General features: G+C 73.0%; 18 protein-coding genes. 6 read left to right on the forward strand and 12 right to left on the reverse strand.

From position 1 onward, the window contains the following. The first annotated feature begins 94 nt into the window (after window positions 1-94). The gene (locus KV205_RS14285; protein WP_265864699.1) at window positions 95-1,315 is read left to right on the forward strand and encodes a CdaR family transcriptional regulator; all 1,221 of its coding nucleotides are present in this window, start codon (window positions 95-97) and stop codon (window positions 1,313-1,315) included. 21 nt (window positions 1,316-1,336) lie between these two features. Here the strand turns inward: KV205_RS14285 and KV205_RS14290 are convergent, their stop codons facing one another. Further along, window positions 1,337-2,029 (reverse strand): metalloregulator ArsR/SmtB family transcription factor, encoded by a 693-nt coding sequence (locus KV205_RS14290; RefSeq protein ID WP_265864700.1) that lies wholly within the window; start codon window positions 2,027-2,029, stop codon window positions 1,337-1,339. An 86-nt stretch (window positions 2,030-2,115) separates the two neighbouring features. On the opposite strand from KV205_RS14290, the gene KV205_RS14295 reads away from it, so the two are divergent. Next, window positions 2,116-2,565, forward strand: a complete 450-nt coding sequence (locus KV205_RS14295; RefSeq protein WP_265864701.1) for a DoxX family membrane protein — start codon at window positions 2,116-2,118, stop codon at window positions 2,563-2,565. 20 nt (window positions 2,566-2,585) lie between these two features. Here KV205_RS14295 and KV205_RS14300 read toward each other — a convergent pair whose 3' ends face one another. The 7 genes from KV205_RS14300 to KV205_RS14330 form a co-directional block, all read right to left on the reverse strand. After that, on the reverse strand, window positions 2,586-3,158 hold the full coding sequence (locus KV205_RS14300) for a TetR/AcrR family transcriptional regulator (protein WP_265864702.1): 573 nt from the start codon (window positions 3,156-3,158) through the stop codon (window positions 2,586-2,588). 94 nt (window positions 3,159-3,252) lie between these two features. Continuing rightward, entirely contained in the window at window positions 3,253-4,842 is a 1,590-nt protein-coding gene (gene serA, locus KV205_RS14305; RefSeq protein WP_265864703.1) for a phosphoglycerate dehydrogenase, read from the reverse strand. A gap of 236 nt (window positions 4,843-5,078) precedes the next feature. Further along, on the reverse strand, window positions 5,079-6,080 hold the full coding sequence (ilvC, locus tag KV205_RS14310) for a ketol-acid reductoisomerase (RefSeq protein ID WP_265864704.1): 1,002 nt from the start codon (window positions 6,078-6,080) through the stop codon (window positions 5,079-5,081). Between the two features lie 161 nt (window positions 6,081-6,241). Then, window positions 6,242-6,769, reverse strand: a complete 528-nt coding sequence (ilvN, locus tag KV205_RS14315; protein WP_116158691.1) for an acetolactate synthase small subunit — start codon at window positions 6,767-6,769, stop codon at window positions 6,242-6,244. Window positions 6,770-6,805: 36 nt separating this feature from the next. Further along, window positions 6,806-8,659, reverse strand: coding sequence for an acetolactate synthase large subunit (locus KV205_RS14320; protein ID WP_265864705.1), 1,854 nt, complete (start codon window positions 8,657-8,659; stop codon window positions 6,806-6,808). 214 nt (window positions 8,660-8,873) lie between these two features. Then, the gene (locus tag KV205_RS14325; RefSeq protein ID WP_265864818.1) at window positions 8,874-11,609 is read right to left on the reverse strand and encodes an EAL domain-containing protein; all 2,736 of its coding nucleotides are present in this window, start codon (window positions 11,607-11,609) and stop codon (window positions 8,874-8,876) included. Between the two features lie 675 nt (window positions 11,610-12,284). Then, on the reverse strand, window positions 12,285-13,247 hold the full coding sequence (locus tag KV205_RS14330) for a 2-hydroxyacid dehydrogenase (RefSeq protein WP_265864706.1): 963 nt from the start codon (window positions 13,245-13,247) through the stop codon (window positions 12,285-12,287). A 74-nt stretch (window positions 13,248-13,321) separates the two neighbouring features. On the opposite strand from KV205_RS14330, the gene KV205_RS14335 reads away from it, so the two are divergent. The 3 genes from KV205_RS14335 (at window position 13,322) to KV205_RS14345 (ending at window position 15,754) form a co-directional block, all read left to right on the forward strand. After that, window positions 13,322-14,329 carry an aldo/keto reductase gene (locus KV205_RS14335; protein WP_265864707.1) on the forward strand — a complete coding sequence of 336 codons (1,008 nt, stop codon included), beginning with the start codon at window positions 13,322-13,324 and terminating at the stop codon, window positions 14,327-14,329. Window positions 14,330-14,407: 78 nt separating this feature from the next. Next, entirely contained in the window at window positions 14,408-15,538 is a 1,131-nt protein-coding gene (locus KV205_RS14340) for a sorbosone dehydrogenase family protein (RefSeq protein ID WP_265864708.1), read from the forward strand. 33 nt (window positions 15,539-15,571) lie between these two features. Beyond that, window positions 15,572-15,754: a DUF6191 domain-containing protein gene (locus tag KV205_RS14345; RefSeq protein WP_274710450.1), complete on the forward strand. Its 183-nt coding sequence runs from the start codon at window positions 15,572-15,574 to the stop codon at window positions 15,752-15,754. Here KV205_RS14345 and KV205_RS14350 read toward each other — a convergent pair whose 3' ends face one another. From KV205_RS14350 to KV205_RS14365, 4 genes are all read right to left on the reverse strand, one after another. Further along, the gene (locus tag KV205_RS14350; RefSeq protein ID WP_265864710.1) at window positions 15,755-18,814 is read right to left on the reverse strand and encodes a helix-turn-helix transcriptional regulator; all 3,060 of its coding nucleotides are present in this window, start codon (window positions 18,812-18,814) and stop codon (window positions 15,755-15,757) included. It lies immediately after the preceding gene. Between the two features lie 69 nt (window positions 18,815-18,883). Next, complete coding sequence (locus tag KV205_RS14355) at window positions 18,884-19,045, reverse strand: hypothetical protein (RefSeq protein ID WP_265864711.1); 162 nt, start codon at window positions 19,043-19,045, stop codon at window positions 18,884-18,886. Between the two features lie 151 nt (window positions 19,046-19,196). Then, entirely contained in the window at window positions 19,197-19,775 is a 579-nt protein-coding gene (locus tag KV205_RS14360; RefSeq protein ID WP_265864712.1) for a GNAT family N-acetyltransferase, read from the reverse strand. Next, a complete protein-coding gene (locus KV205_RS14365) occupies window positions 19,753-22,044 on the reverse strand; it encodes an MMPL family transporter (RefSeq protein ID WP_265864713.1) in 2,292 nt (763 codons plus the stop codon). Before KV205_RS14365 ends, KV205_RS14360 begins: the two co-directional genes overlap by 23 nt. A gap of 220 nt (window positions 22,045-22,264) precedes the next feature. On the opposite strand from KV205_RS14365, the gene KV205_RS14370 reads away from it, so the two are divergent. Continuing rightward, on the forward strand, window positions 22,265-22,960 hold the full coding sequence (locus KV205_RS14370) for a DUF6333 family protein (protein WP_265864714.1): 696 nt from the start codon (window positions 22,265-22,267) through the stop codon (window positions 22,958-22,960). Window positions 22,961-23,176 lie beyond the last annotated feature (216 nt).

Here is a 23,176-nt window from a genome sequence, read left to right on the forward strand (position 1 = left end):
TCCGATCGTCCGCCATCTACAGCTGTCACGCATCCGTGTCCCCGCTCTCAGACATCTGTCTGAAGAACTCCGGTCGCGGTGCGAGAATGGCGCCGTGAAGGGCGATTACCAGGACCTGGTCGACGAGATCTCGGCGCTGCTCGGCACCCCCGCGACCCTGGAGAACCGTGACTTCGGCCTGATCGCCTTCGGCGCGCACGACAGCGAGGACGACAGCGCGATGGACCCGGTCCGCACCCGGTCGATCCTCACCAGGAAGTCCACGCCCGCGGTCCGCGCCTGGTTCGAGGGCTTCGGCATCGCCCGGGCGACCGGCCCGGTGCGCATTCCGGCCGCGCCGGACGCCGGGGTCTTCCGGGACCGGATCTGTCTGCCGGTACGCCATCGGGGTGTCGTCCTCGGGTACGTCTGGCTGCTCGACGCCGAGCCGGGCCCCTCGCACGAGCGGCTCACCGCCGCGATGGAGGTCGCGTCCCGGATCGGGGACCTGCTCGCCGACGAGGAGCGGGCGGGCGCCGACCTCTCCCGCGAGCTGCGGACCACGCTGACGGCGGAGCGCGGCTGGCAGTACGACATGGCCGTCGCCGCCCTGCGCACCGCGCTCGGCCCGGACGCGGACGGCCTGCACACCCTGGTCTGCCTGGCGCCCTGGCCCGAGGAGGACTCCCCCTCGCCGCGTACGGTGCCGGGCGCGGCCGCCCTGTGCACGGTGCCGTGGCGGGCGACGGCGGGCCCGGTCGGGGGCGGTTCACCCGAGGGCCCGGCCGCGCCGAGTCCGTACGTCCCGGGCACCAGCACAGGCACAGGCGCCGGCCGCGCCCTCGCCGTGCTCGTCCGGCTGCGCTCGGCCGACAACCTCTCCCCCGCCGGCACCGCCGCCGACCGGCTGCGCGGCCCGGCGGGCCCGGCCGCCGTCGCGGGGGTCGCCGCGCCCCGGCGCGGGCTCGCTGAGCTGGACGCGTCCTGGCGCGAGGCGGCCTCCGCCGCCCGGGCGGCGACCGCCCAGCCGCGGCTCGGCCCGCTCGCGGAGTGGTCGGCCATCGGCCCGTACCGGATGCTCACCGCCCTCCCGGCGGCCGAACCGGACCCGGCGGTCCGTGCGCTGCTCGCCCCGGCCCATGCCGAACTGGCCCGCACGGCCGAGGTGTTCCTCGACCACGCGGGCCAGGCGGGGCGCACGGCGACGGCCCTCGGCATCCACCGCCAGACCCTCTACTACCGGCTCTCCCGCGTCGAACAGCTCACCGGCCTCGACCTGGACGCGGGCGAGGACCGCCTGTTGCTGCACATGGCGCTGAAGTCGGCGCGCCTGTAGGGCGGTTGAACACCGGCTCCGTTACGAGGTCGGCTCCAGGCGGACGCAGCAGTGGCCCTCGCCGGGCGCCAGGCACGCCTCGTACCCCTGCTCGTCGAGTCCTTCGAGGACTCCGCGCATCAGATGCAGGTTCAACCCGCAGACGGTGGCGGTGTGTTCGCGCGCGAGCGCGTGGAAGGGGCAGTTGCCGAGCACGAGGGCGGTGCCGTCCGGGCCGTCGGGGCGCGGCTCGAAGCCGTACCGCTCCAGGAAGGCGAAGAGTTCGGCGCGCTCGCGCTCGGCGAGCCGGGCGCCGAGGGCGTGGGCGTTGCGGTGCAGGACCTCCCGGGCGGGCTCGCCGGTGGTCTCGGACTCCTCCAGGGCCTGGGCGAGCAGCCGGCCGGCGAGCTCGTAGTGCCGCTCGGGCAGGCTGACGGCGACCTCGCGCCCGGAGCGCTTGTAGAGCTTGGCCGGGCGGCCGGCGCCCGGCCCGGTCCGCCCGGAGCGGCGCTCGTAGACCACGTCGAGCAGGCCCTCGTCGGCCAGCCGGTCGAGGTGGAAGGCGGCGGTCTGCCGGGCGAGTCCGAGCGCCTCGGCGGCCTCGTCGCGGCCGACCGGGTCCGGCCGGCGGACCACATGGTCGTAGAGCCGGCGCCGGGTCGGCTCGTCCAGGGCGGCTACCGCCGATACGTCATTCGAGTGCTCCACGAACACCAGTGTAAAACCCACCCCCATTGACTTAAGAGAGCGAGCGCGCTTCTATCGTTAATGAGAGTTGTCGATAGAAAAATCGGCAGCGAGAGCCATGAGAGGCGTGCGCCATGTCGTCCCCCACTGCCCCATCCACCACTCCCGGGCGGCAGCAACGCCGGGCCGCGCTCCACGACCCCGGCTACCAGGCCTTCCTCATCCTGCGCACCGGCTTCACCGTGGCGCCGATCCTGTTCGGCCTGGACAAGTTCGCCGATCTGCTCACCGACTGGCCCCAGTACCTCGCGCCCTGGATCGACGACATCGTTCCGGGCACCGCGCAGCAGGCCATGTACGCGGTGGGCGTCATCGAGATCGTCGCGGGCGTCGCCGTCGCACTCGCCCCGCGGTTCGGCGGCTGGCTGGTGGCGGCCTGGCTGGCCGGCATCATCATCAACCTGCTGACCATCCCCGGCTACTACGACGTCGCCCTGCGCGACTTCGGCCTGCTGCTCGGCGCGGTCGCCCTGGCCCGGCTCGCGGAGCGCTACCGGGCGGACCGGGTGAACCGGGCGGAATGACGGGCCCCGGATAACGGGACCTACTCCCCCATCAGCACCCTGAGGCCCTCGGTCAGGTCACCGGCGGTCGGCGCGGTCTCCGGATCGACCACCCACTGGATCATCACGCCGGTCGCCAGGGCCTGCAGGAGCAGGCCGGCGACCCGGGCCTTCTCGGGGTCCGCCGCCGGGTCGAGGCCGAGCATGCCCTCGGCCATGCCGAGCCGGCCCTCCCGCTGCGGCTCCTTGATCGCCTCGCGGAGCTTCTCGTCGTCGTCGAGGCGGGTGACGACCTCGGTCTGGAGCTTCCAGACCGGGCGGCTGGCCTCGGCGGCGCCGATCAGGCGCTCCCAGACGGCGCGGAAGCGCTCGTACGGATCGGCGGGGAGCTTGTCGGCGCCCTCGGCGTCGGCCCCGCCGACCGCGTCGCCCCACTCCTCGGTGAGCGCGAGGAAGGCCTGCTGGAGCAGGGCGTCCTTGGAGCCGTAGTGGTAGCCGATGGAGGCGAGGTTGGTGCCGGAGGCGGCGACGACGTCACGGGCGGTGGTGCGCCCGTACCCCTTCTCCAGGAGGCAGCGCTTGGCGCCCTCCAGCAGATCTTCCTTGTGTCCCATGACAGCACTGTACCCGGCCGCTAGACGCCCGTGTAAGACGGATGTCTAGCGGCCGGGTACGGGTGTGTCCACCGGTCGGACGGGTCTGACGGGGTCAGACCAGGTTGACCGAGCGGGCCGAGGCCGCGCCGATCTCCTCCGCGATCTCCGCGAGGACCGGCGCCGGGACGGTCTCGTCGACGGTGAGCACGACGAGCGCCTCGCCGCCCTCCACGGTCCGGGAGACCTGCATGCCGGCGATGTTCAGACCGGCCTCGCCGAGGATCCGGCCGACCGTGCCGACGACACCCGGACGGTCCTCGTAGCGCAGCACCGCCATGTGGTCGGCGAGCGCCAGGTCCACGTCGTAGTCGCCGACCGCGACGATCTTCTGCAGGTGCTTCGGACCCGCGAGGGTGCCGGAGACCGAGATCTCCTGGCCGTTCGAGAGCGTGCCGCGCACGGTGACCATGTTGCGGTGGTCGGGCGACTCGGAGCTCGTGGTCAGACGCACCTCGACACCGCGCTCCTGCGCGAACAGCGGGGCGTTGACGTACGACACGGTCTCGTCGACCACGTCCTCGAACACGCCCTTGAGGGCGGAGAGTTCGAGCACCTTCACATCGTGCTGGGTGATCTCGCCGTAGACCTCGACGTCCAGGCGGGAGGCGACCTCGCCGGCCAGGGCGGTGAAGATCCGGCCGAGCTTCTCGGCCAGCGGCAGACCCGGCTTCACGTCCTCGGCGATGACGCCGCCCTGGACGTTGACCGCGTCCGGGACCAGCTCGCCGGCGAGCGCCAGGCGCACCGACCGGGCGACCGCGATGCCCGCCTTCTCCTGGGCCTCGTCCGTGGAGGCGCCGAGGTGCGGGGTGCAGACGACCTGGTCGAGCTCGAAGAGCGGGGAGTCCGTGCAGGGCTCCTTCGCGTACACGTCGAGGCCCGCGCCGGCGACCCGGCCCTCCTTGAGCGCCGAGTACAGCGCCGCCTCGTCCACGATCCCGCCGCGCGCGGCGTTGACGATCCGGACCGAGGGCTTGACCTTGTGCAGCGCCTCGTCGCCGATGAGACCGAGGGTCTCCGGGGTCTTCGGCAGGTGGACGGTGATGAAGTCGGCGACCTCGAGCAGCTCGTCCAGGGACAGCAGCTTCACGCCCATCTGGGCGGCGCGGGCCGGCTGCACGTAGGGGTCGTAGGCGACGATCTTCATGCCGAACGCGGACATGCGCTGGGCGACCAGGACGCCGATGCGGCCGAGGCCGACGACGCCGAGGGTCTTCTCGCTGAGCTCGACGCCGGTGTACTTCGAGCGCTTCCACTCGCCGTTCTTCAGCGCGGTGTTGGCCTGCGGGATGTTGCGCGCGGTGGCGACCAGCAGACCGCAGGCGAGCTCGGCGGCGGTGACGATGTTGGAGGTCGGGGCGTTCACGACCATCACGCCGGCCTTGGTGGCGGCGGAGACGTCCACGTTGTCCAGGCCGACACCGGCGCGGGCGACCACGCGCAGCTTCTTGGCGGCGGCGATGGCCTCCGCGTCGACCTTGGTCGCGGAGCGGATCAGAATGGCGTCGACGTCGGCGATCGCGGGGAGCAGCTCCGCGCGGTCGGCGCCGTTGCACTGCCGGATCTCGAAGTCCGGGCCCAGTGCGTCCACGGTGGCGGGCGACAGCTCTTCAGCGATGAGTACGACGGGTTTCGAGCTCACGTTGAGTCCTCACAGAGACGGTGCGGACGGCCGTCCCGACGGCCGCAGCGGTGGAGGGGGCTTGCCGCGTGAAAGCGCACGACGCTGTGGGCCAGACGCGATGTTGTTGAGCAGTGTAGTGGTGCGGTGGCGCGGTTCCTGCGCCTCGTTGGAAGGATCACCCTTCCGTGGTTGGACGGGGTGTCCAACGACTTGGTGCGGGGCCGGACACAGTGTCCGGCCCCGCACCGGAAGGCTTACGCCTCCTCGTCGTTCACCCAGCTCATGAGCTTGCGCAGCTCCTTGCCGGTGGTCTCCAGGAGGTGCTTCTCGTCCTGGGTCTTGTACTCGTTGTACTTCTTCAGACCGCCGTGGTACTCGTCCATCCAGTTCTTGGCGAAGGTGCCGTCCTGGATCTCGGTGAGGACCTTCTTCATCTCGGCCTTGGTGTCGGCCGTGATGATGCGCGGGCCGGTCACGTAGTCGCCCCACTCGGCGGTCTCGGAGACGGACCAGCGCATCTTCTCCAGGCCGCCCTCGTACATGAGGTCGACGATCAGCTTCAGCTCGTGGAGGCACTCGAAGTAGGCGATCTCCGGCTGGTAGCCGGCCTCGACCAGGGTCTCGAAGCCCGCCTTGACGAGCGCGGAGGCGCCGCCGCAGAGCACGGCCTGCTCGCCGAAGAGGTCGGTCTCGGTCTCCTCGGTGAAGGTGGTCTTGATGACACCGGCACGGGTGCCGCCGATGGCCTTGGCGTACGACAGGGCCAGGGCGAAGGCGTTGCCCGTGGCGTCCTGCTCGACGGCGGCGATCGCCGGAACGCCGCGGCCCTCCTCGTACTGACGGCGGACCAGGTGGCCCGGGCCCTTCGGGGCGACCAGGGCGACGTCCACGCCGGCCGGGGGCTTGATGAAGCCGAAGCGGACGTTGAAGCCGTGGGCGAAGAAGAGGGCGTCGCCGTCGTTCAGGTGCGGGGCGATGGACTCCTCGTAGACCTTGGCCTGGATCGGGTCCGGGATCAGGATCATGATCACGTCGGCCTCGGCCGCGGCCTCGGCGGGCGTGACCACGCGCAGGCCCTGCTCCTCGGCCTTGGCCTTGGACTTGGAGCCCTCGTGCAGACCGACGCGGACATCGACACCCGAGTCACGGAGCGACAGCGCGTGGGCGTGGCCCTGGCTGCCGTAACCGATCACCGCGACCTTGCGGCCCTGGATGATCGAGAGGTCGGCGTCGGCGTCGTAGAACAGCTCGGCCACTGGAAATCTCCTTGAGGTGCTGGTGTTGCGTCCCACCGTACGGCGGGGTGCGGGAGGAAGGTTGTCGGGTCTCGCCAGGCGGACCGCCGGCCGGACCGGCGGTCGACCCCTGGTGACGTGCGGTGTATCAGACGCTTCGGTGTATCAGGCGATGCGGTGTATCAGGCGCTGCGGTCGAGGGCGCGCAGCGAGCGGTCCGTGATGGACCGGGCCCCGCGCCCTATGGCGATCGTGCCGGACTGGACGAGCTCCTTGATGCCGAACTGCTCCAGCATCTTGAGCATCGCCTCCAGCTTGTCACTCGAACCGGTGGCCTCGATGGTGACCGCCTCGGGCGAGACGTCCACGGTCTTGGCGCGGAACAGCTGGACGATCTCGACGATCTGGGAGCGGGTCTCGTTGTCGGCGCGGACCTTCACCAGGACGAGCTCGCGCTGGATCGCGGCGCTGGGCTCGAGTTCGACGATCTTCAGGACGTTGACCAGCTTGTTGAGCTGCTTGGTCACCTGCTCCAGGGGCAGGTCCTCGACACCGACCACGATGGTGATGCGGGAGATGTCGGGGTGCTCGGTGACACCGACCGCGAGCGAGTCGATGTTGAAGCCGCGGCGGGAGAACAGGGCGGCGATCCGGGCGAGGATGCCGGGCGTGTTCTCGACCAGGACGGAGAGCGTGTGCTTCGTGGACATGATGGGGGTCTCCTGTTCGCGCTTTCGCTCTTCGCCTCAGTCGTCTTCGCCGTCGCCGAAGTCGGGGCGGACGCCCCGGGCGGCCATGACCTCGTCGTTCGAGGTGCCGGCGGCGACCATCGGCCAGACCTGCGCGTCCTCGTGGACGATGAAGTCGATCACGACCGGGCGGTCGTTGATGGCGTTGGCCTCGGCGATGACCTTGTCCAGGTCGGCCGGGTCCTCACAGCGCAGGGCGACACAGCCCATGGCCTCGGACAGCTTCACGAAGTCCGGGACGCGGGTGCCCTTGGCCTCCGGGTTGATGTCCTCCGGGCCGGAGTGCAGGACGGTGTTGGAGTAGCGCTGGTTGTAGAAGAGGGTCTGCCACTGACGGACCATGCCGAGGGCGCCGTTGTTGATGATGGCGACCTTGATCGGGATGTTGTTCAGGGCGCAGGTGGTGAGCTCCTGATTGGTCATCTGGAAGCAGCCGTCGCCGTCGACCGCCCAGACCGTGCGGTCCGGCATGCCGGCCTTGGCGCCCATGGCGGCCGGGACCGCGTAGCCCATGGTTCCGGCGCCGCCGGAGTTGAGCCAGGTCGCGGGCTGCTCGTAGTCGATGAAGTGGGCGGCCCACATCTGGTGCTGGCCGACGCCGGCGGCGAAGATCGTGCCCTCGGGGGCGAGCTTGCCGATCCGCTCGATGACCTGCTGCGGCGAGAGGCTGCCGTCCTCGGGCAGGTCGTAGCCGAGCGGGTAGGTCTCGCGCCAGCGGTTCAGGTCGCTCCACCAGGCGGTGTAGTCACCCTTGTGGCCGTCGCTGTGCTCGGCCTGGACGGCCTGGACCAGGTCGGCGATGACCTCGCGGGCGTCACCGACGATCGGGACGTCGGCGGTGCGGTTCTTGCCGATCTCCGCCGGGTCGATGTCGGCGTGGACGATCTTGGCGTACGGGGCGAAGCTGTCCAGCTTGCCGGTGACGCGGTCGTCGAAGCGGGCGCCGAGGGCGACGATCAGGTCGGCCTTCTGCAGCGCGGTGACGGCGGTGACCGCACCGTGCATGCCCGGCATTCCCACGTGCAGCGGGTGGCTGTCGGGGAACGCGCCCAGGGCCATCAGGGTGGTGGTGACCGGGGCGCCGGTGAGCTCCGCCAGGACCTTCAGCTCGGCGGTGGCGCCGGCCTTCAGGACGCCGCCGCCGACGTACAGGACGGGCCGCTTGGCGGCGGTGATCAGCTTGGCGGCCTCGCGGATCTGCTTGGCGTGCGGCTTGGTCACCGGGCGGTAGCCGGGCAGCTCGGTCTGCGGCGGCCAGCTGAAGGTGGTCTTCGCCTGGAGGGCGTCCTTGGCGATGTCGACCAGGACCGGGCCGGGGCGGCCGGTGGAGGCGATGTGGAAGGCCTCGGCGATGGTCCGCGGGATGTCCTCGGCCCGGGTGACCAGGAAGTTGTGCTTGGTGATCGGCATCGTGATGCCGCAGATGTCCGCCTCCTGGAAGGCGTCGGTGCCGATCGCCTTGGAGGAGACCTGGCCGGTGATCGCGACCAGCGGGACGGAGTCCATGTGGGCGTCGGCGATCGGGGTGACCAGGTTGGTCGCACCGGGGCCCGAGGTCGCCATGCAGACGCCGACCTTGCCGGTGGCCTGCGCGTAACCGGTGGCGGCGTGGCCCGCGCCCTGCTCGTGGCGGACCAGGATGTGGCGGACCCGCTTCGAGTCCATCATCGGGTCGTACGCCGGGAGGATCGCGCCGCCCGGAATGCCGAAGACGGTGTCGGCGCCCACTTCCTCGAGAGAGCGGATGAGGGACTGCGCACCCGTGACGTGCTCGACGGTGGTGGCGGGCTGTGCGCCGCTACGGGTCCGCGGCTGCGGATGGTGCCCGGTGGCCTGCTCGGTCATCAGCATTCTCTTCTCGAAGCAGAGGTTTTTGCGAGGGTTTGGTACGACTTCGGGGTGATCCGGTGCAACAAAAAACCCCCCGTGCCGATAGGCAAGCGAGGGGAGCGCGTCGGGTGCGTTTCAGGCGGGCCTTCCTTGGCCTGCCTCAGCCGACGCGCTGTCCAAGTACGAGAATTCGGGTGCGCATGGCACTGACCCTCCCCCCGACGCACTGTCACTGTCAAGTAGGTGGGACAGGCGTCTCATCATGTGAGCGGGCGGGCGGCCGGTTTCCGGCGCTGACCGCGACCGCTCCGGGCAGCGGAAACTCGTCCCGCACCAGCGCCCGGCGCAGCCGGTACTCGTCCAGCGGGCCCGAGAACGCCATGCCCTGGCCGTGGGTGCAGCCCATGGAGCGCAGCGCCAGCACCTGCTCGGGCATGTCCACGCCGTCGGCGACGGACTGCATCCCGAGGTCGCCGGCGATGCGGAGCAGCCCGCTGGTGATCTTGCGCAGTCTGGCCGATTCCACGATGCCCTCGACCAGGCCGCGGTCCAGCTTCAGTATGTCGACCGGAAGCCGCCGCAGGGCGTTGATCGCGGCATGTCCGCTGCCGAATCCGTCGAGGGCGATCTTGACGCCGAGCCGGCGCAGGGCGGCCAGGCGCTGCTCCAGCTCGTCGAATGAGACCCGGGGGTCCCGGGGGTCGCTGTCGGCGAGCTCGACGATCAGCGAGCCGGAGGGCAGCCCGTGCCGGGTGAGCAGCGACTCGACGGAGCCCAGCGGCAGCGAGCGGTCGAGCAGCCGGCGGGCGGAGAGCCGCACGGTGACCGGGGCGCGATGGCCGATTCCGGCCCGTTCGGCGGCCTGCTCGACGGCCTCCTCCAGGAGCCAGCGGCCGAGCTCGGCGGTGCGCTCGCCGTCCTCGGCGACCCGCAGGAACTCGGCCGGCGTGAAGAGGATGCCCTGCGCGGAGCGCCAGCGGGCCTGGGCGGCGACGGCGGCGATCCGGCCGGTGCTCAGGTCGACGACGGGCTGGTGGAGCAGGGCGAACTCGCCGTCGTGCAGGGCGGTGCGCAGCCGGGCGGCGAGCTCGGTGCGGCGCACCACCTCGGCCTGCATCTGCGGGGCGTAGAGCTCGACCCGGTCCTTGCCGGCGGCCTTGGCCCGGTACATCGCGAGGTCGGCGTTGCGCAGCAGGTCGCCCGCGCTGATGCCGGGCTCGGCGAAGGCGACGCCGATGGAGGCGGCGACCCGCACCTCGTGGGCGGCGCCGTCCACCCGGTACGGCTGGGAGAGCGTGACCCGCAGCCGGTCGGCGATCTCGGCCACCCGGCACTCGCGGTCGGCCCGGTCGCGGTTGCCGTCGCCGAGGATGAGCGCGGCGAACTCGTCGCCGCCGAGCCGGGCGGCGGTGTCCCCGGCCCGCACGGACTCGTGGAGCCGGCGGGCGGCCTGGACGAGGAGCTCGTCGCCGGCCTGGTGGCCGAGCCGGTCGTTGACCGCCTTGAAGCCGTCGAGGTCGATGAAGAGCACGGCGGTGCCGATGTCGGTGGCGCGGCGGCCGCTGAGCGCGCCGCGCACCCGCTCGGTGAACAGCGCCCGGTTGGGCAGGTCGGTGAGCGGGTCGTGCTCGGCGTTGTGCCGCAACTGGGCCTGGAGCCGGACCCGTTCGGTCACGTCGCGGCTGTTGAAGATCAGTCCGCCCTGGTGCCGGTTGACGGTGGACTCGACGTTGAGCCAGTCGCCGCGGCCGGAGCGGAAGCGGCACTCGATCCGGGTGGTGGGCTCCTCGGAGGGCGGGGCGGCCAGGAAGCGGCGTACCTCGTGGACGACGCCGCCGAGGTCCTCGGGGTGGATGAGGGAGGCCAGCTCGGAGCCGATCAGCTCCTCGGCCTCGCGCCCGTACACCCCGGCGGCGGCCGGGCTGACGTAGCGCAGTATGCCGGTCGGCGCGGCGATCATGATGACGTCGCTGGAGCCCTGCACGAGGGACCTGAAGTGGTTCTCCTTCTGGGCCAGTTCGTGGGTGAGGGCGATGTTGTCGAGCAGCATGATGCCCTGCCGGACGACCAGGGCGAGCACGACCATGCAGCCGGTGAGGACGACGACGCGGTCGACGCTGCGGCCCTCGACGACGTTGTACAGGATGCTCAGGGTGCAGACGGCGGCCGCGAGGTACGGCGTGAGCGCGGCGAGCGAGCCGGCGAGCGGGCGGCTGTGCGGGTGCCGGGCGCGGGCCGCGGCGGGCCCGGGGTCGACGTGCCGGCGCACCCCCCAGGGGGCGTACGCGAGCAGCAGGGAGCCCGCGAACCAGCCGGCGTCGAGGAGCTGGCCGGAGCTGTAGTGCTCGCGGAGCAGCGGCGAGGTGAACAGCGCGTCGCACAGCACGGTGAGGGCGAGCGCGGCGATGGCGGTGTGGACGGCCGAGCGGTTGATGTGGGAGCGGCGGAAGTGCAGCGCGAGCACCATGCTGACGAGCACGATGTCGAGCAGCGGGTACGCGAGGGAGAGCGCCGCGCGGGCGACGCTCTCGCCCGGCACGTACGCGGTGTGCGCGAGGGCCAGGCTCCACGACAGGGTGAGCAGGGAGCCGCCGATCAGCCAGGAGTCGAGGCCGAGGCAGACCCAGCCGGCCCGGGTGACGGGCTTCTTGGCGAGGACGAGCAGGCCGACGATGGCGGGCGGGGCGAAGAGCAGGAAGCACAGGTCCGCGGCGGAGGGGCTGGGCACCGCGCGGCGGAGCACGACCTCGTACCACCCCCAGACGGCGTTCCCGGTGGCGGCCATGAAGGACGAGAAGGCGAAGAGGTACCACGCGGGGCGGAAGGCGCGGCGGCGGCCCCGGGCGTAGAGGAAGCAGGAGACGGCGGCGGCGAGCGCGGCGGCGCTCAGCCCGAAGTCGCCCATGACGAGGGCGAGTTCCGTGGAGCCCCAGCCGACCGCGGCGCCGGTGGCATAGCCGCCGCAGACCAGTCCGAGGCCGAGCTGCGCGAGCGTCCCGCCCGTGCCGGGGCGGGGCCGCCCGGGCCGCCGGCCGCGCCCGGGGGCGGGTGTTCCGGGCCCGGATCCGGCGCCGGAGCCGGGTCCGGCGGTGCCGCCGACGCCCGCCCCGACGGGTGCGGGTGCGGCGAGGGCCGCGGTGCTCACCGGTCCCTCCGGGAGCTCGCCGGGGTGCGGCTGCGCCGGCTGCGCCGCGAGGGCGTCGGCGGGGCCTTCGGAACGCGGTACGGCGTGGCTTCCGCAGCCGCCGGACGGCTCGCCGCGCTCCTCGCAGCGGGTGCCGGCCGCGCGCGGCGCGGGCACGGCGACGGTGCCGCGGCCGTCCGCGGCGGGTCCGGCTCCGGGGGCGCGGGTGGGCTGGTCCGGCACCGGCCGGTCCGGCAGGGCGGCTGCGCGACGCGGGACGGCCGGCGGCGGCACCGTCGCGTCGGATCGTCGGTCGCTCGGCCGTGCTCCACCCGTCGCCCCCCTCGGAATCTGATGTCCCGTCACTTCGCTCCCCAGCGTCTGCCCGTTCTCGACGCAGTCCCCCGCTCCGGGACCATACACCAGGATCGTCACTCAGGGACAGGGGTGCAGTACTCTCCGTGACGGCCAGGGGGCTTGTGAGGAGCGCGTTCGGGGGGCGCACGCCCCCGGGGAGCCGACTCAGGTGGTGAGGACCACGTTGGCCGGCTCCTCGCCCGCGACGAAGCGGGTCAGCTGGGCCGCGATCAGGCGCTTGGCGCGCGGCATGAACGCCGAGGTGGAGCCGCCCACATGGGGGCTCACGAGCACACCGGGAGCGTGCCACAGGGGGTGCCCGGCCGGCAGCGGTTCCGGATCGGTGACATCGAGTGCCGCGCGGATCCGGCCGCTCTCGGCCTCCTTCAGAAGGGCGGCGGTGTCCACCACCGGGCCGCGCGCCACGTTGACGAGCAGGGCGCCGTCCTTCATCCGGGCGAGGAAGTCCGCGCCGGCCAGCTGCCGGGTCTCCGGGGTGAGCGGGGTGGACAGCACCACCACGTCGGCCTGCGGCAGTTGCGCGGCCAGTTCGGTCAGCGGCAGCACCGGCCCGCGCGCGGTGGTGCGCGCCGAGCGCGCGACGCGGACGATCCGCGCGCACTCGAAGGGCGCGAGCCGGTCCTCGATGGCGGCGCCGATCGACCCGTACCCGACGATCAGCACCGACTTGTCGGCGAGCGCCGGATAGAACCCGGCCCGCCACTCCTCCGCGTCCTGACCACGCACGAAGCCCGGGATGCCGCGCAGCGAGGCGAGGATCAGGGCCAGGGTCAGCTCGGCGGTGCTGGCCTCGTGCACGCCCCGGGCATTGCACAGGCGCACGCCGGAGCGCAGCGCGTCGATGCCGGGCGTGACGTGGTCGACCCCGGCGGACAGGGTCTGCACGACGCGCACCGAGCTCATCCCGGCGAGCGGCCGGACGGCGATCTCCTCGCCCTTCATGTAGGGCACGACATAGAAGGCGCAGCGGGCGGGATCGGCCGGAAAGTCCGGTCCGCCGTCCCAGAAACGGTAGTTCAGGCCCGACGCGCCCGGCGCGGGCAGGCCGTCGATCTCGTCCGCGGGAATCGGAAGCCACACGTCAGCGGCGATGTCATCGAGTGTCATGACCGGGAGGCTATGACATGAATCCCGCGCGCCATTGGTTACTTTGGGGGCTGCACAGGGAGGGGTAGCGGCAGGTGGAGCGCAGGACGATCGGGGCGGCGGCGCTCGGAGTGGGTGCGGTGGGCCTCGGGTGCATGCCGATGAACTGGGCGTACAGCTCCTCCCGGCAGCGGGGCGACCGGTCCCTGCGTACGGTGCACGCGGCCCTGGACGCCGGGGTGAGCCTGCTCGACACCGCCGACATGTACGGGCCGTTCACCAACGAGCTGCTGCTCGGGCGGGTGTTGAAGGAGCGCCGGGCGGACGTCTTCGTGTCGACGAAGTGCGGGCTGCTCGTGGGCGACGGGCATGTGGTGGCCAACGGGCGGCCCGGTTATGTGCGCCGGGCCTGTGACGCCTCGCTGCGGCGGCTGCAGACCGATGTGATCGACCTCTACCAGCTGCACCGGGCCGATCCCGAGGTGCCGGTGGAGGAGACCTGGGGCGCGATGGCCGATCTCGTGCGGGCCGGGAAGGTGCGGGCGCTCGGGCTGTGCGCGGTGGGTGCCCGGACCCGGTTCTTCCGGCGGCCGGTGACGGGCGGCGGCTTTGACGGAACGATCCGGCAGCTGGAGCGGATCCAGCAGGTGTTCCCGGTGAGCGCGGTCGAGGCGGAGCTGTCGGTGTGGTCCCCGGAGGCCCTGGAACGGCTGCTGCCGTGGTGCGCGGCGCGGGGCGTGGGCTTTCTGGCCGCGATGCCGCTGGGCAGCGGCTTCCTCACCGGCACGCTGACGCCCGGCGGCGGTTTCGAGGCGGACGATCCGCGCGCCCGGCACCCGCGCTTCACGGCCGAGATGATGGCCGCGAACCAGCCGCTGGTGGCGGGCCTGCGCCGGGTCGCGGCCCGGCACGGCGCGGACGTCACTCCGGCGCAGGTCGCGCTGGCCTGGGCGCTCGCCCAGGGCCCGCACGTCGTCCCGATCCCGGGCACCAAGCACGAGCGGTGGGCGGTCGAGAACGCCCGCGCGGCCGGCCTCGTCCTCGACGCCGCCGACCTGACGGAGATCGCGGCGCTGCCGGCGGCCCGGGGGTCGTGGGACTGAGCCGCGTCCGGACCCTTGTCGGTCCGGCGGTGTATCAAGGAAGGAGCCGCCGGAAGCAGCCGCCGAAGGGACCGGGTCATGAGCCGAGGCCGAGTCGTCAGCAGGACACTGACGGGCGGCGCGGTCGCGCTGCTCCTGGCCACCGGGTGCTCCTCCACCCCGTCCTCCGGCCCGCCCTCCGCCCCGCCCTCCAGCCCGCCGCCCGCGTCCACCGCGCCGTCGACGACGAGCCCGGCGGCTCCCGTACGGGTCGCCGGGACGCTCACCGAGGGGCTGAAGTCGCCGTGGGGCCTCGCCGAGCTGCCCGGCGGGGATCTGCTCGTCTCGTCCCGGGACGAGCGGACGGTGACCCGGGTCGACGGGCGGACCGGCCGGCGGACGCCGGCCGGCGAGGTGCCGGGGGTCGTGCCGGGCGGCGAGGGCGGGCTGCTCGGGCTCGCCGTGCGGGACGGCTGGGTGTACGCGTATCTGACCGCCGGGACGGACAACCGGATCGTCCGGATGCGGTACGGCGGGGGCGAGGGCGACCGGCTCGGGGCTCCGGAGCCGGTGCTCACCGGCCTCCCGAAGGGCTTCATCCACAACGGCGGGCGGATCGCGTTCGGCCCGGACGGGATGCTGTACGCGGGGACCGGCGAGACCGGGCGGACCGGGCTCGCCCAGGACAAGGGCTCGCTGGGCGGGAAGATCCTGCGGATGACCCCGGAGGGCCGCCCGGCGCCCGGCAACCCCTTCCCGGGCTCCCTGGTGTACTCGTACGGCCACCGCAACGTCCAGGGCCTGGCCTGGGACGCCGACGGGCGCCTCTGGGCGTCGGAGTTCGGCCAGGACACCTGGGACGAGCTGAACCTGATCCGGCCCGGCCGGAACTACGGCTGGCCGGTGGTGGAGGGCATCGCCGGGCGGGCCGGCTACACCGACCCGGTGGCCCAGTGGCCCACCTCGGAGGCCTCCCCCAGCGGCATCGCGTACGCCCGGGGCGCGATCTGGATGGCCGGGCTGCGCGGCGAGCGCCTGTGGCGCGTTCCGCTCTCCGGCGCGGAACGATCCGGGGAGCCGGTGGCGTTCCTCAAGGGTGAGTACGGACGGCTGCGCACGGTCCAGGCGACCGCGGGCGGCACCCGGCTCTGGCTGGTGACCAGCGAGACCGACACCCGGGGGACCCCGGGACCCGGCGACGACCGGATCCTGCGCCTGGAGCTCGGCTAGCACCTCGTGAGGGAGGCGGAGCACGTGTTCAACATGATGGAAGAGCTGTTCGCACCGGGCCGCAAGCACACCGACGACGAGCGGCAGCGGCTCGCCCTGACCCGGGAGGACCTGGGCGACGGCGACCCGTACCGGGGGCCGATAGACCTGTCCTCGGGGAAGGTGACCATACGCATACCCCGCGCTGCCGGCGGCGAGGCCGCCGACAGCGACTGATCAGGCCGGGGCGTCCAGCAGCCGCAGCCGGTGCGCGAGGGCCGCCGCCTCACCGCGCCCCGCGACGCCCAGTTTGGCGAGGATGTTGGAGACGTGGACGCTCGCCGTCTTCGGCGAGATGAAGAGCTCCTCGGCGATCTGACGGTTGGTGCGCCCGGCGGCGACGAGCCGCAGGACGTCCTGTTCTCGCGGGGTGAGCCCGAAGGCGACGCCCTCCTCCGGCTCCCGCTGCCGCGGGACGTCCGGGGCGGCGGAGAGCGGGGCGAGGCGGGCGCGGGCGGCGAGCAGTTCGACGTCCTCGCGCAGCGGCTGCGCCCCGAGGCGTACGGCGGTGGCGCGGGCGGCGTGGAGCAGGGCGGCGGCCTCCTCGCGCCGGCCGCCCTCGGCGAGCAGCGCGTCGGCGAGGCGGTGCCGGGCCACCGCCAGCTCGTAGGGGCGGTCGAGCGGCTCGACGGCGGCGACGATCTCCGCCCGGCGTTCCGCGCTGTCCCGGCCCTCGGCGCGGGCCAGCTCGGCGGAGACCTGCAGGGAGTACGCCTGCCAGACGGGCGCCGGGGCGGCCATGCCGCGCACGAAACGGCGGATCCGGTCGAGGGCCTCGGCGCGGCCCTCGGCGGCGGCGGGCAGGCCCCGGGCGTCGGCCTCCGCGGTGACGGCGGCGACGGCGAGCGGCCAGCCGTAGCGGTGGGTGCCGGGCGGGCATCCGTCCGCGACCGCCGCGGCGAACCCCGTCCGTACGTCATCGAGCCGGCCCTCGGCGGCGGCGATGTGGGCCGTCACCTCGGCCATCGGGAGCGTGTACTGCGGAATGGGGTCACGGCTGCCGTAGCGGGCGGCCGCCTCGGCGAGCCGGGCGGTGGCCTGGGCGGGTTCGCCGCGGACGACGGCGAGGTGGGCGAGCAGCAGTTGCGCGGTGATGCCCGGCTTCGAGGTACCGGCCGCGGAGCGGAGCAGCGCCTCTGTCTCCTCCTGCACCCGGTCCCACTCGCCGAGGGAGAGCAGGGACTCGGCGAGGTTGGCGCGGACCCAGCCGGCGCTGTCGACGAGGCCGTGGGCGCGGGCGGATTCGATGCCGGCGGCGGCGACCTCGACGGCCTCCCGGGAGCGGCCGAGGCCTTCCAGGACGGAGGAGATGTTGACGTAGGTGCGCGCGGCCTCGTGGAACTGGCCGAGGGCCAGGGTCCGTTCGCGTACCTCGTGGAGCTGGGCCAGTCCGGCCTCGGGATTCCCTGCGGCGACCATGAGGGTGCCGAGGGTGCCGCGGGCGGCGAGTTCGATGGCCTCGGCCTTGACCAACCGGGCGTATTCGACGGCACGTTCGGCGTCGGCGATGGCCTCGGGGCCGGGGTTGCGGAGCATGGCCCAGCCGGCGGCGAGGCCGAGGACCACGGCGTGCACGGCGGACGGCTGCAGGCCGCGGACGAGTTCCTGGGCGCGGGCGATCTCGGCCCAGCCGTCGCCGCGGGCCAGGGCGGACTGGAGGCGGGCGCGTTCGACGTAGAACCAGGCGGCGCGCAGCGGGTCGCGCTCCTCGTCGCTGTCGAGGATCCGCAGCGCGGTGCGGCCGATCTTGAGGGCGCGTTCGCGTTCGCCGCAGAGCCGGGCGGCGACGGCGGCCTCGGCGAGCAGGTCGAGGTGGCGCAGCGGGGTGTCGGGGTCGCAGCCGCCGAGGTCCCCCGTGCCGTAGGTCAGGGCAGGGTAGGCCTCGGCGCAGTCGAGGGGGCGCAGGGCGGCGCGGACCTCGTCGGGGACCTCGTCCCAGAGTTCCATGGCCCGTTCGAGGAGCCGGAGTTGTTCGGCGTAGGCGTAGCGCTTGCGGGCCTCGACGGAGGCGCGCAGGACGGCGGGCAGGGCGCGGGCGGCGTCGCGGGCGTGGTACCAGTACGTGGCGAGCCGGGTGGCGCGTTCGTCGGCGCGGACCAGCGCGGGGTCGTCCTCCAGGGCTTCGGCGTAGCGCCGGTGCAGCCGGGAGCGTTCGCCGGGCAGCAGGTCGTCGCTGACGGCCTCGCGGACCAGGGAGTGGCGGAAACGGTAGCCGTCGCCTTCGGGGGCGGCGAGCAGGATGTTGGCGCCGACGGCGAGGCGCAGGGCCTCGATGAGGGTGTCCTCGGGCAGTCCGGCGACGGCGGCGAGCAGGTCGAACTCGACGGTGGAGCCGCCTTCGGCGGCGATCCGGACGACCCGCTGGGCGGACTCGGGCAGGGCTTCGACGCGGACCAGGAGGAGATCGCGCAGGGAGTCGCTGAGGGCGGTGGCGGCGCAGCCGGACTCGTGGGAGGCGACGAGCTCCTCGACGAAGAAGGCGTTGCCGTCGGAGCGTTCGAAGACCTGGTCGAGCAGGGCCGGGTCGGGTTCGGCGGCGAGGATGCCGGTGAGCTGGCGGTGCACCTCGGCGCGGGTGAAGCGGGCGAGTTCGATGCGGCGGACGGAGCGCAGCCGGTCGAGTTCGGCGAGCAGCGGGCGCAGCGGGTGGCGGCGGTGGATGTCGTCGGCGCGGTAGGTGGCGACGACGGTGATCCGGCCGTGGGCGAGGGTGCGGAAGAGGTAGGCGAGCAGGTGCCGGGTGGAGGTGTCGGCCCAGTGCAGGTCCTCCAGGACGAGGGCGACGGTGCGCTCGGCGGCGAGGCCTTCGAGGAGCCGTACGGTGAGTTCGAAGAGACGGGCGGTGGCCTCCTCGGCGGCGGGTTCGTGGCCGGTGGGGTCGCCGAGTTCGGGCAGGAGCCGGGCGAGTTCGCCCTCCTGGCCGGCGGCGGCCGCGGCGAACTCCTCGGGGAGTTCGCGGCGCAGCGCGCGCAGGGCGGTGGAGAAGGGGGCGAAGGGCAGTCCGTCGGCGCCGATCTCGACGCAGCCGCCGAGCGCGACGACGGTGCCGGCGGCGCGGGCGCGGGCGGTGAGCTCCTCGACGAGGCGGGTCTTGCCGACCCCGGCCTCGCCGCCGAGGAGGAGCGCCTGGGGCTCTCCCGCGGCCGCGCGGGAGAGCGCCTCGGTGAGGGCGGTGAGTTCGCCGGCCCGGCCGACGAAGACGGGGCTGACTGACCTGGTCTCCACGGCGCCGAGCATCGCACAGGCGTCTACGGGTGCGCTCGTACGGGTGTCACGCGGTGTATCCGAGTCGTGCGGCATTCCGGGTCACGCGGCCCGGGCGAAGCGCTGCCGGTCGGTATTCACCCGCCCCTCGGGTTCCTGGCGCCGGCTGTGGGCGGCCTCGCGGGCCTCCCGGGCGAGGCGCTGGGCGGCGGCCCGGGCGACGAGCTCGGCGTGGCGGACCTGGTGGAGTTCGTACGCGTACATGGTGTGCTCCCTGGGTTCGGGGCCGGTCGGTCCCGGTGTCGGTATCGCTTTCTGCGATGCCTCTACTGTCGTTTCCCAGGGGGTGCGGCCACATCGGGAGAGTGCCGCATGTTCGGCGTACGGGGGGTCCTTAGACAGGCCCCAGGGGGCCTTAGGCGCGCCCCGGCCCGGCCTCAGGCCGCTTCGCGGCCCGCCATTCCGGGGCGAGCACCGACCAGATCTCGGTGTCGTTGCGCTTGCCGCGGTAGGGGTAGTTCTCGCGGAGCACGCCTTCCCTGGTCATGCCGAGGCGGCGGGCGACGGCGATGCTGGGCGCGTTCGCGGGCGAGACCTGCCATTCGACGCGGTGGATGCCGCGCCGCTCGATCGCCCAGTCGATGATGGCGCGGCAGGCGCGGGTGACCAGGCCCCGGCCCGCGTACCCGGGCTCGATCCAGCAGCCGGCCTCGGCCGTGCCGCCCGTCGCGTCGAAGTGGACGAAGAGGACGCCGCCGACGAGGAGGCCGTCGACCCGGATGCCGTAGAGGTAGCCGGCGTCACGGGCGGCCCGGTCGGCGTAGCGGGTGAGGTGGGCGCGGGCGGTGTCGAGGTCGGTGACGATGTCCGGGAGGCCGACGTGGGCGCCGATGAAGTCGCGGCCGCGGTCGATGTGGGCGAGGAACTCGTCCGCCTGCCAGGGGGCGAGCGGGGTGAGCTCGGCGCCGTCGTCACCCAGTGGTATCGCGAACATCTTCGGTCGTCTCCTCCGCCTGCGTCGCCGTGAGCACCCGCTGTGCGGGTATCCGCGCGGGCTCCGGGGCCTCCAGGGTCTCCAGGGCCTCGGTGGCGATCTTCGCACGGGCGTCGGCGGCCACGCGGCACTCCGGCGGCTCGATGCTGATCCGCGGCAGCCGGCGGTCCAGCCAGCGGGGCAGCCACCAGTTGGCGCCGCCGAGCATGTGCATGAGGGCGGGGACGAGGAGGGTGCGCAGGACGAAGGCGTCGAGGGCGACGGCGGCGGCGAGCGCGATGCCGAACATCGCGATGACCCGGTCGCCGGAGAGGACGAAGGCGAGGAAGACGGAGATCATGATGACCGCCGCCGAGTTGATCACCCGGCTGGTCTCGGCGAGGCCGACCCGGACCGCCCGCCGGTTGTCGCCGGTCTCCAGCCACTCCTCGTACATCCGGCTGACCAGGAAGACCTGGTAGTCCATGGAGAGGCCGAAGAGCACCGAGACCATGATCACGGGCAGGAAGGGTTCGATGGGCCCGGCGCTGCCGAGGCCGAGCAGCTCGGTGCCCCAGCCCCACTGGAAGATCGCGACGACCACGCCGAAGGCGCCGGCGACGGCCATGACGTTCATCAGGGCGGCCTTGAGCGGGATGCCGATCGAGCGGAAGGCGAGCAGCAGCAGGACGCAGCCGAGCGCGATGACCACGCCGACGAAGAGCGGCAGCTTGCCGACGATGATCTCGGCGAAGTCGTCGAAGGAGGCGGTGACGCCGCCGACGTGGACCTGGAGCGAGCTGCCGTCCTCGGCGGCCGGCAGGACGTCGTGGCGGAGCCGGTCGACCAGCTCGCTGGTGGCCTTCGACTGGGGCGAGGAGTCGGGGACGACGGTGAGGACGGCGGTGTCGCCGGGGCCGTTGTACGTGATCGGGGAGACCGACTCGACGCCCTTGGTGTGCGCGAGGCGGGCCGGCAGCGCGTCGAGGGCGACCCGGTCGTCGGCGCCGTCGAGCTCGGCGACGAGGGTGAGCGGCCCGTTCGTACCGGGTCCGAAGCCCTCCGCGATCAGGTCGTAGGCCTTGCGGGTGGTGGCGGTGGCCGCGTTGTTGCCCTGGTCGGAGCTGCCCAGGTGGAGGGCGAAGGTGGGCAGGGCGAGGACGAGCATGACGACGGCGGCGACCGCGCCGAGCAGCTTGGGGTGGCGCTCGACGAAGGCGGACCAGCGGGCGGCGAAGCCGGTGGGGAGCTCGGGCTGGGGGCCGTGCTCGGCGAGCTGCCGGCGTTCCTTGCGGCTCAGCGCGCGCATGCCGATGAAGGAGAGCAGCGCGGGCAGCAGGGTGACGGAGGCGGCGACGGTGAGGACGACGGTGAGCGAGGCGGCGATGGCGACGCCGTTGAGGAAGCCGAGCCGGAGGATGAGCATGCCGAGCAGGGCGATGCAGACGGTGGCGCCGGCGAAGACCACGGCGCGGCCGGTGGTGGCGACGGCTGTCCGGGCGGCCTCGGCGACGGGCAGGCCGCGTTTGAGGCCCTTGCGGTGGCGGGTCACGATGAACAGCGCGTAGTCGATGCCGACGCCGAGGCCGATCAGCATGCCCAGCATGGGCGCGAAGTCGGCGACCGTCATCAGATGGCCGAGGAGCACGATCCCGGAGTAGGCGATGCCGACGCCGACCAGGGCGGTCGCGATGGGCAGGACGGCGGCGGCGAGGGAGCCGAAGGCGAGGAAGAGGACGACGGCGGCGACGGCCACGCCGACGATCTCGGCGGTGTGGCCGCCGGTGGAGACGGTGGTGCCGACGGCGGCGCCGCCGAGCTCGACCTGGACGCCGTCGGTGGCGGCGGCCTTCGCGGTGTCGACGAGGGCCTGGGCCTCGCTCTTCGGGATGTCGTCGGCCTGCGCGTCGAAGGTGACGGCGGCGTAGGCGGTGCGCCCGTCCTCGCTGATCTGGCCGGGGGCGGTGCCGTACGGGGAGGTGACGGCAGCGATGCCGGGCAGGTCCTCGACCTTGTGGAGCATGGCGGTCATCCGCTGTTCCACGTCGGGGGCGCGGACGCTGCCGCGGTCGGTGTGCCAGACGATGGTGTCGCTGTCGCCGCCGGCGCCGTGGAAGCCGCGGTCGAGGAGGGCGGTGGCCCGGCCCGACTCGGTGCCGGGCACCTCGTAGTCGTTGGAGTACGCGCTTCCGGCGAGCGCCGCACCGGTGACGGCGCCCGCGAGGGCGACGAGCCAGAGCAGAACGGCTACGAGGCGGTGCTTCACGCACCACCGGGCGATGGCTGCCAACGAAGGTTCTCCCCTGGGTGGGTCAGTGCTCCGCCCACTGTCGCAGCCAATCGTGATCGTTTGCCCGTTTCGTGGCGATCCTCACAGGGATGTCGGAAAGGGATAAGGAACCGGGGCAATCCGATCCCTCGCCCCTTAATGGAGAGAGCGCGAAGTGCACGGCACGAGGAGCGCGCGAAGTGCACCACCGGCGGCCGGCGAACGGCTTACCGTGGCGTCCATGACGGACAGCACCGCGGTGGACAAGTGGGGCCACTACGAACTGACCCTGCTCTTTCCGCCGTTCACCCGAGAGGCGCCCGAGACGGCGCCGCCGAACGACCCCGGGCGCGCCCGGCGCGTCGCCGAGTCGCTGGGCACTGTCGCCGAGGTCCTGGAGGAGCTGCCCTCGCGGGCCCTCGACGAGCTGCCGCGGCCGGAGACCCGGGCGGGCCTGGACCTCGTCGCCGTCGGCTGCTGGGGCGGCACCGTCCTGGTCGTCGACCCGGCCCTGGCCGGTGACGCGGTGGTCGCCGCGATGGCCGAGGAGATCGGCCGGCAGCGGGCGCTGCACCCGGAGGCCCGGATCGCCGGCTCCGTGCTGCTCGACGCGGGGCAGGCGTACGAGGAGCATCTGATCGACCTGCCGGGCGGCCCGGCGCTGCGGGTCGGCGGCTGGGACGACGAGGAGGCCTGGGAGCCGGACGGCGACCCGGCGGAGCTGCTGCGCGCGGTCGGCATCGACCCCGCCGACCACGGCGACGCCGACGTCGACCTCGACGAGGAGCCGCGCCTGGCCGACTGGGACGCGTACGCCCTGCTCGTCCTCGGCCGGCAGCTCACCGACGGCGACCGTTCCCGGCTGCGGCCTTCGCTGTTCCGCGTACGGCGCACCGAGCGGGCCGCCGCGAACCTCACCGACGTGTGGTTCGGCTGATCTTCGCCGCCCCAACTTCCCACAGAAACTTCACAGTTGCGGCCCTGCAATGTTCGCGTCAAAGCATCGGGGCGTCCTAGGGTGGGGCATTCCGGGGTGGGCCAGCAACGGGGGCCGTGCACCACCCCGTGACACGACGACTCCCCCTGCCCCCATCAAGGGATCAGCAACCGTGAGTTCTCACATAACAAGCCCACCGAAACGGCTCAGGGGCCG

This window comes from Streptomyces sp. SKN60, from assembly GCF_026236535.1.
In the GTDB taxonomy this organism is placed as follows: domain Bacteria; phylum Actinomycetota; class Actinomycetes; order Streptomycetales; family Streptomycetaceae; genus Streptomyces.

What these genes read in the sequence shown, in the direction of transcription:
- KV205_RS14295 (WP_265864701.1), top strand. Translation starts at nt 2,116, where the DNA reads ATGTCGTCCCCCACTGCCCCATCCACCACTCCCGGGCGGCAGCAACGC.
- KV205_RS14345 (WP_274710450.1), top strand. Translation starts at nt 15,572, where the DNA reads ATGATGGAAGAGCTGTTCGCACCGGGCCGCAAGCACACCGACGACGAG.
- KV205_RS14330 (WP_265864706.1), bottom strand. Translation starts at nt 13,247, where the DNA reads ATGACACTCGATGACATCGCCGCTGACGTGTGGCTTCCGATTCCCGCG.
- KV205_RS14300 (WP_265864702.1), bottom strand. Translation starts at nt 3,158, where the DNA reads ATGGGACACAAGGAAGATCTGCTGGAGGGCGCCAAGCGCTGCCTCCTG.
- ilvN (WP_116158691.1), bottom strand. Translation starts at nt 6,769, where the DNA reads ATGTCCACGAAGCACACGCTCTCCGTCCTGGTCGAGAACACGCCCGGC.
- KV205_RS14320 (WP_265864705.1), bottom strand. Translation starts at nt 8,659, where the DNA reads ATGCTGATGACCGAGCAGGCCACCGGGCACCATCCGCAGCCGCGGACC.
- KV205_RS14290 (WP_265864700.1), bottom strand. Translation starts at nt 2,029, where the DNA reads ATGGGGGTGGGTTTTACACTGGTGTTCGTGGAGCACTCGAATGACGTA.
- KV205_RS14340 (WP_265864708.1), top strand. Translation starts at nt 14,408, where the DNA reads ATGAGCCGAGGCCGAGTCGTCAGCAGGACACTGACGGGCGGCGCGGTC.
- KV205_RS14360 (WP_265864712.1), bottom strand. Translation starts at nt 19,775, where the DNA reads ATGTTCGCGATACCACTGGGTGACGACGGCGCCGAGCTCACCCCGCTC.
- KV205_RS14370 (WP_265864714.1), top strand. Translation starts at nt 22,265, where the DNA reads ATGACGGACAGCACCGCGGTGGACAAGTGGGGCCACTACGAACTGACC.
- KV205_RS14355 (WP_265864711.1), bottom strand. Translation starts at nt 19,045, where the DNA reads ATGTACGCGTACGAACTCCACCAGGTCCGCCACGCCGAGCTCGTCGCC.
- KV205_RS14350 (WP_265864710.1), bottom strand. Translation starts at nt 18,814, where the DNA reads ATGCTCGGCGCCGTGGAGACCAGGTCAGTCAGCCCCGTCTTCGTCGGC.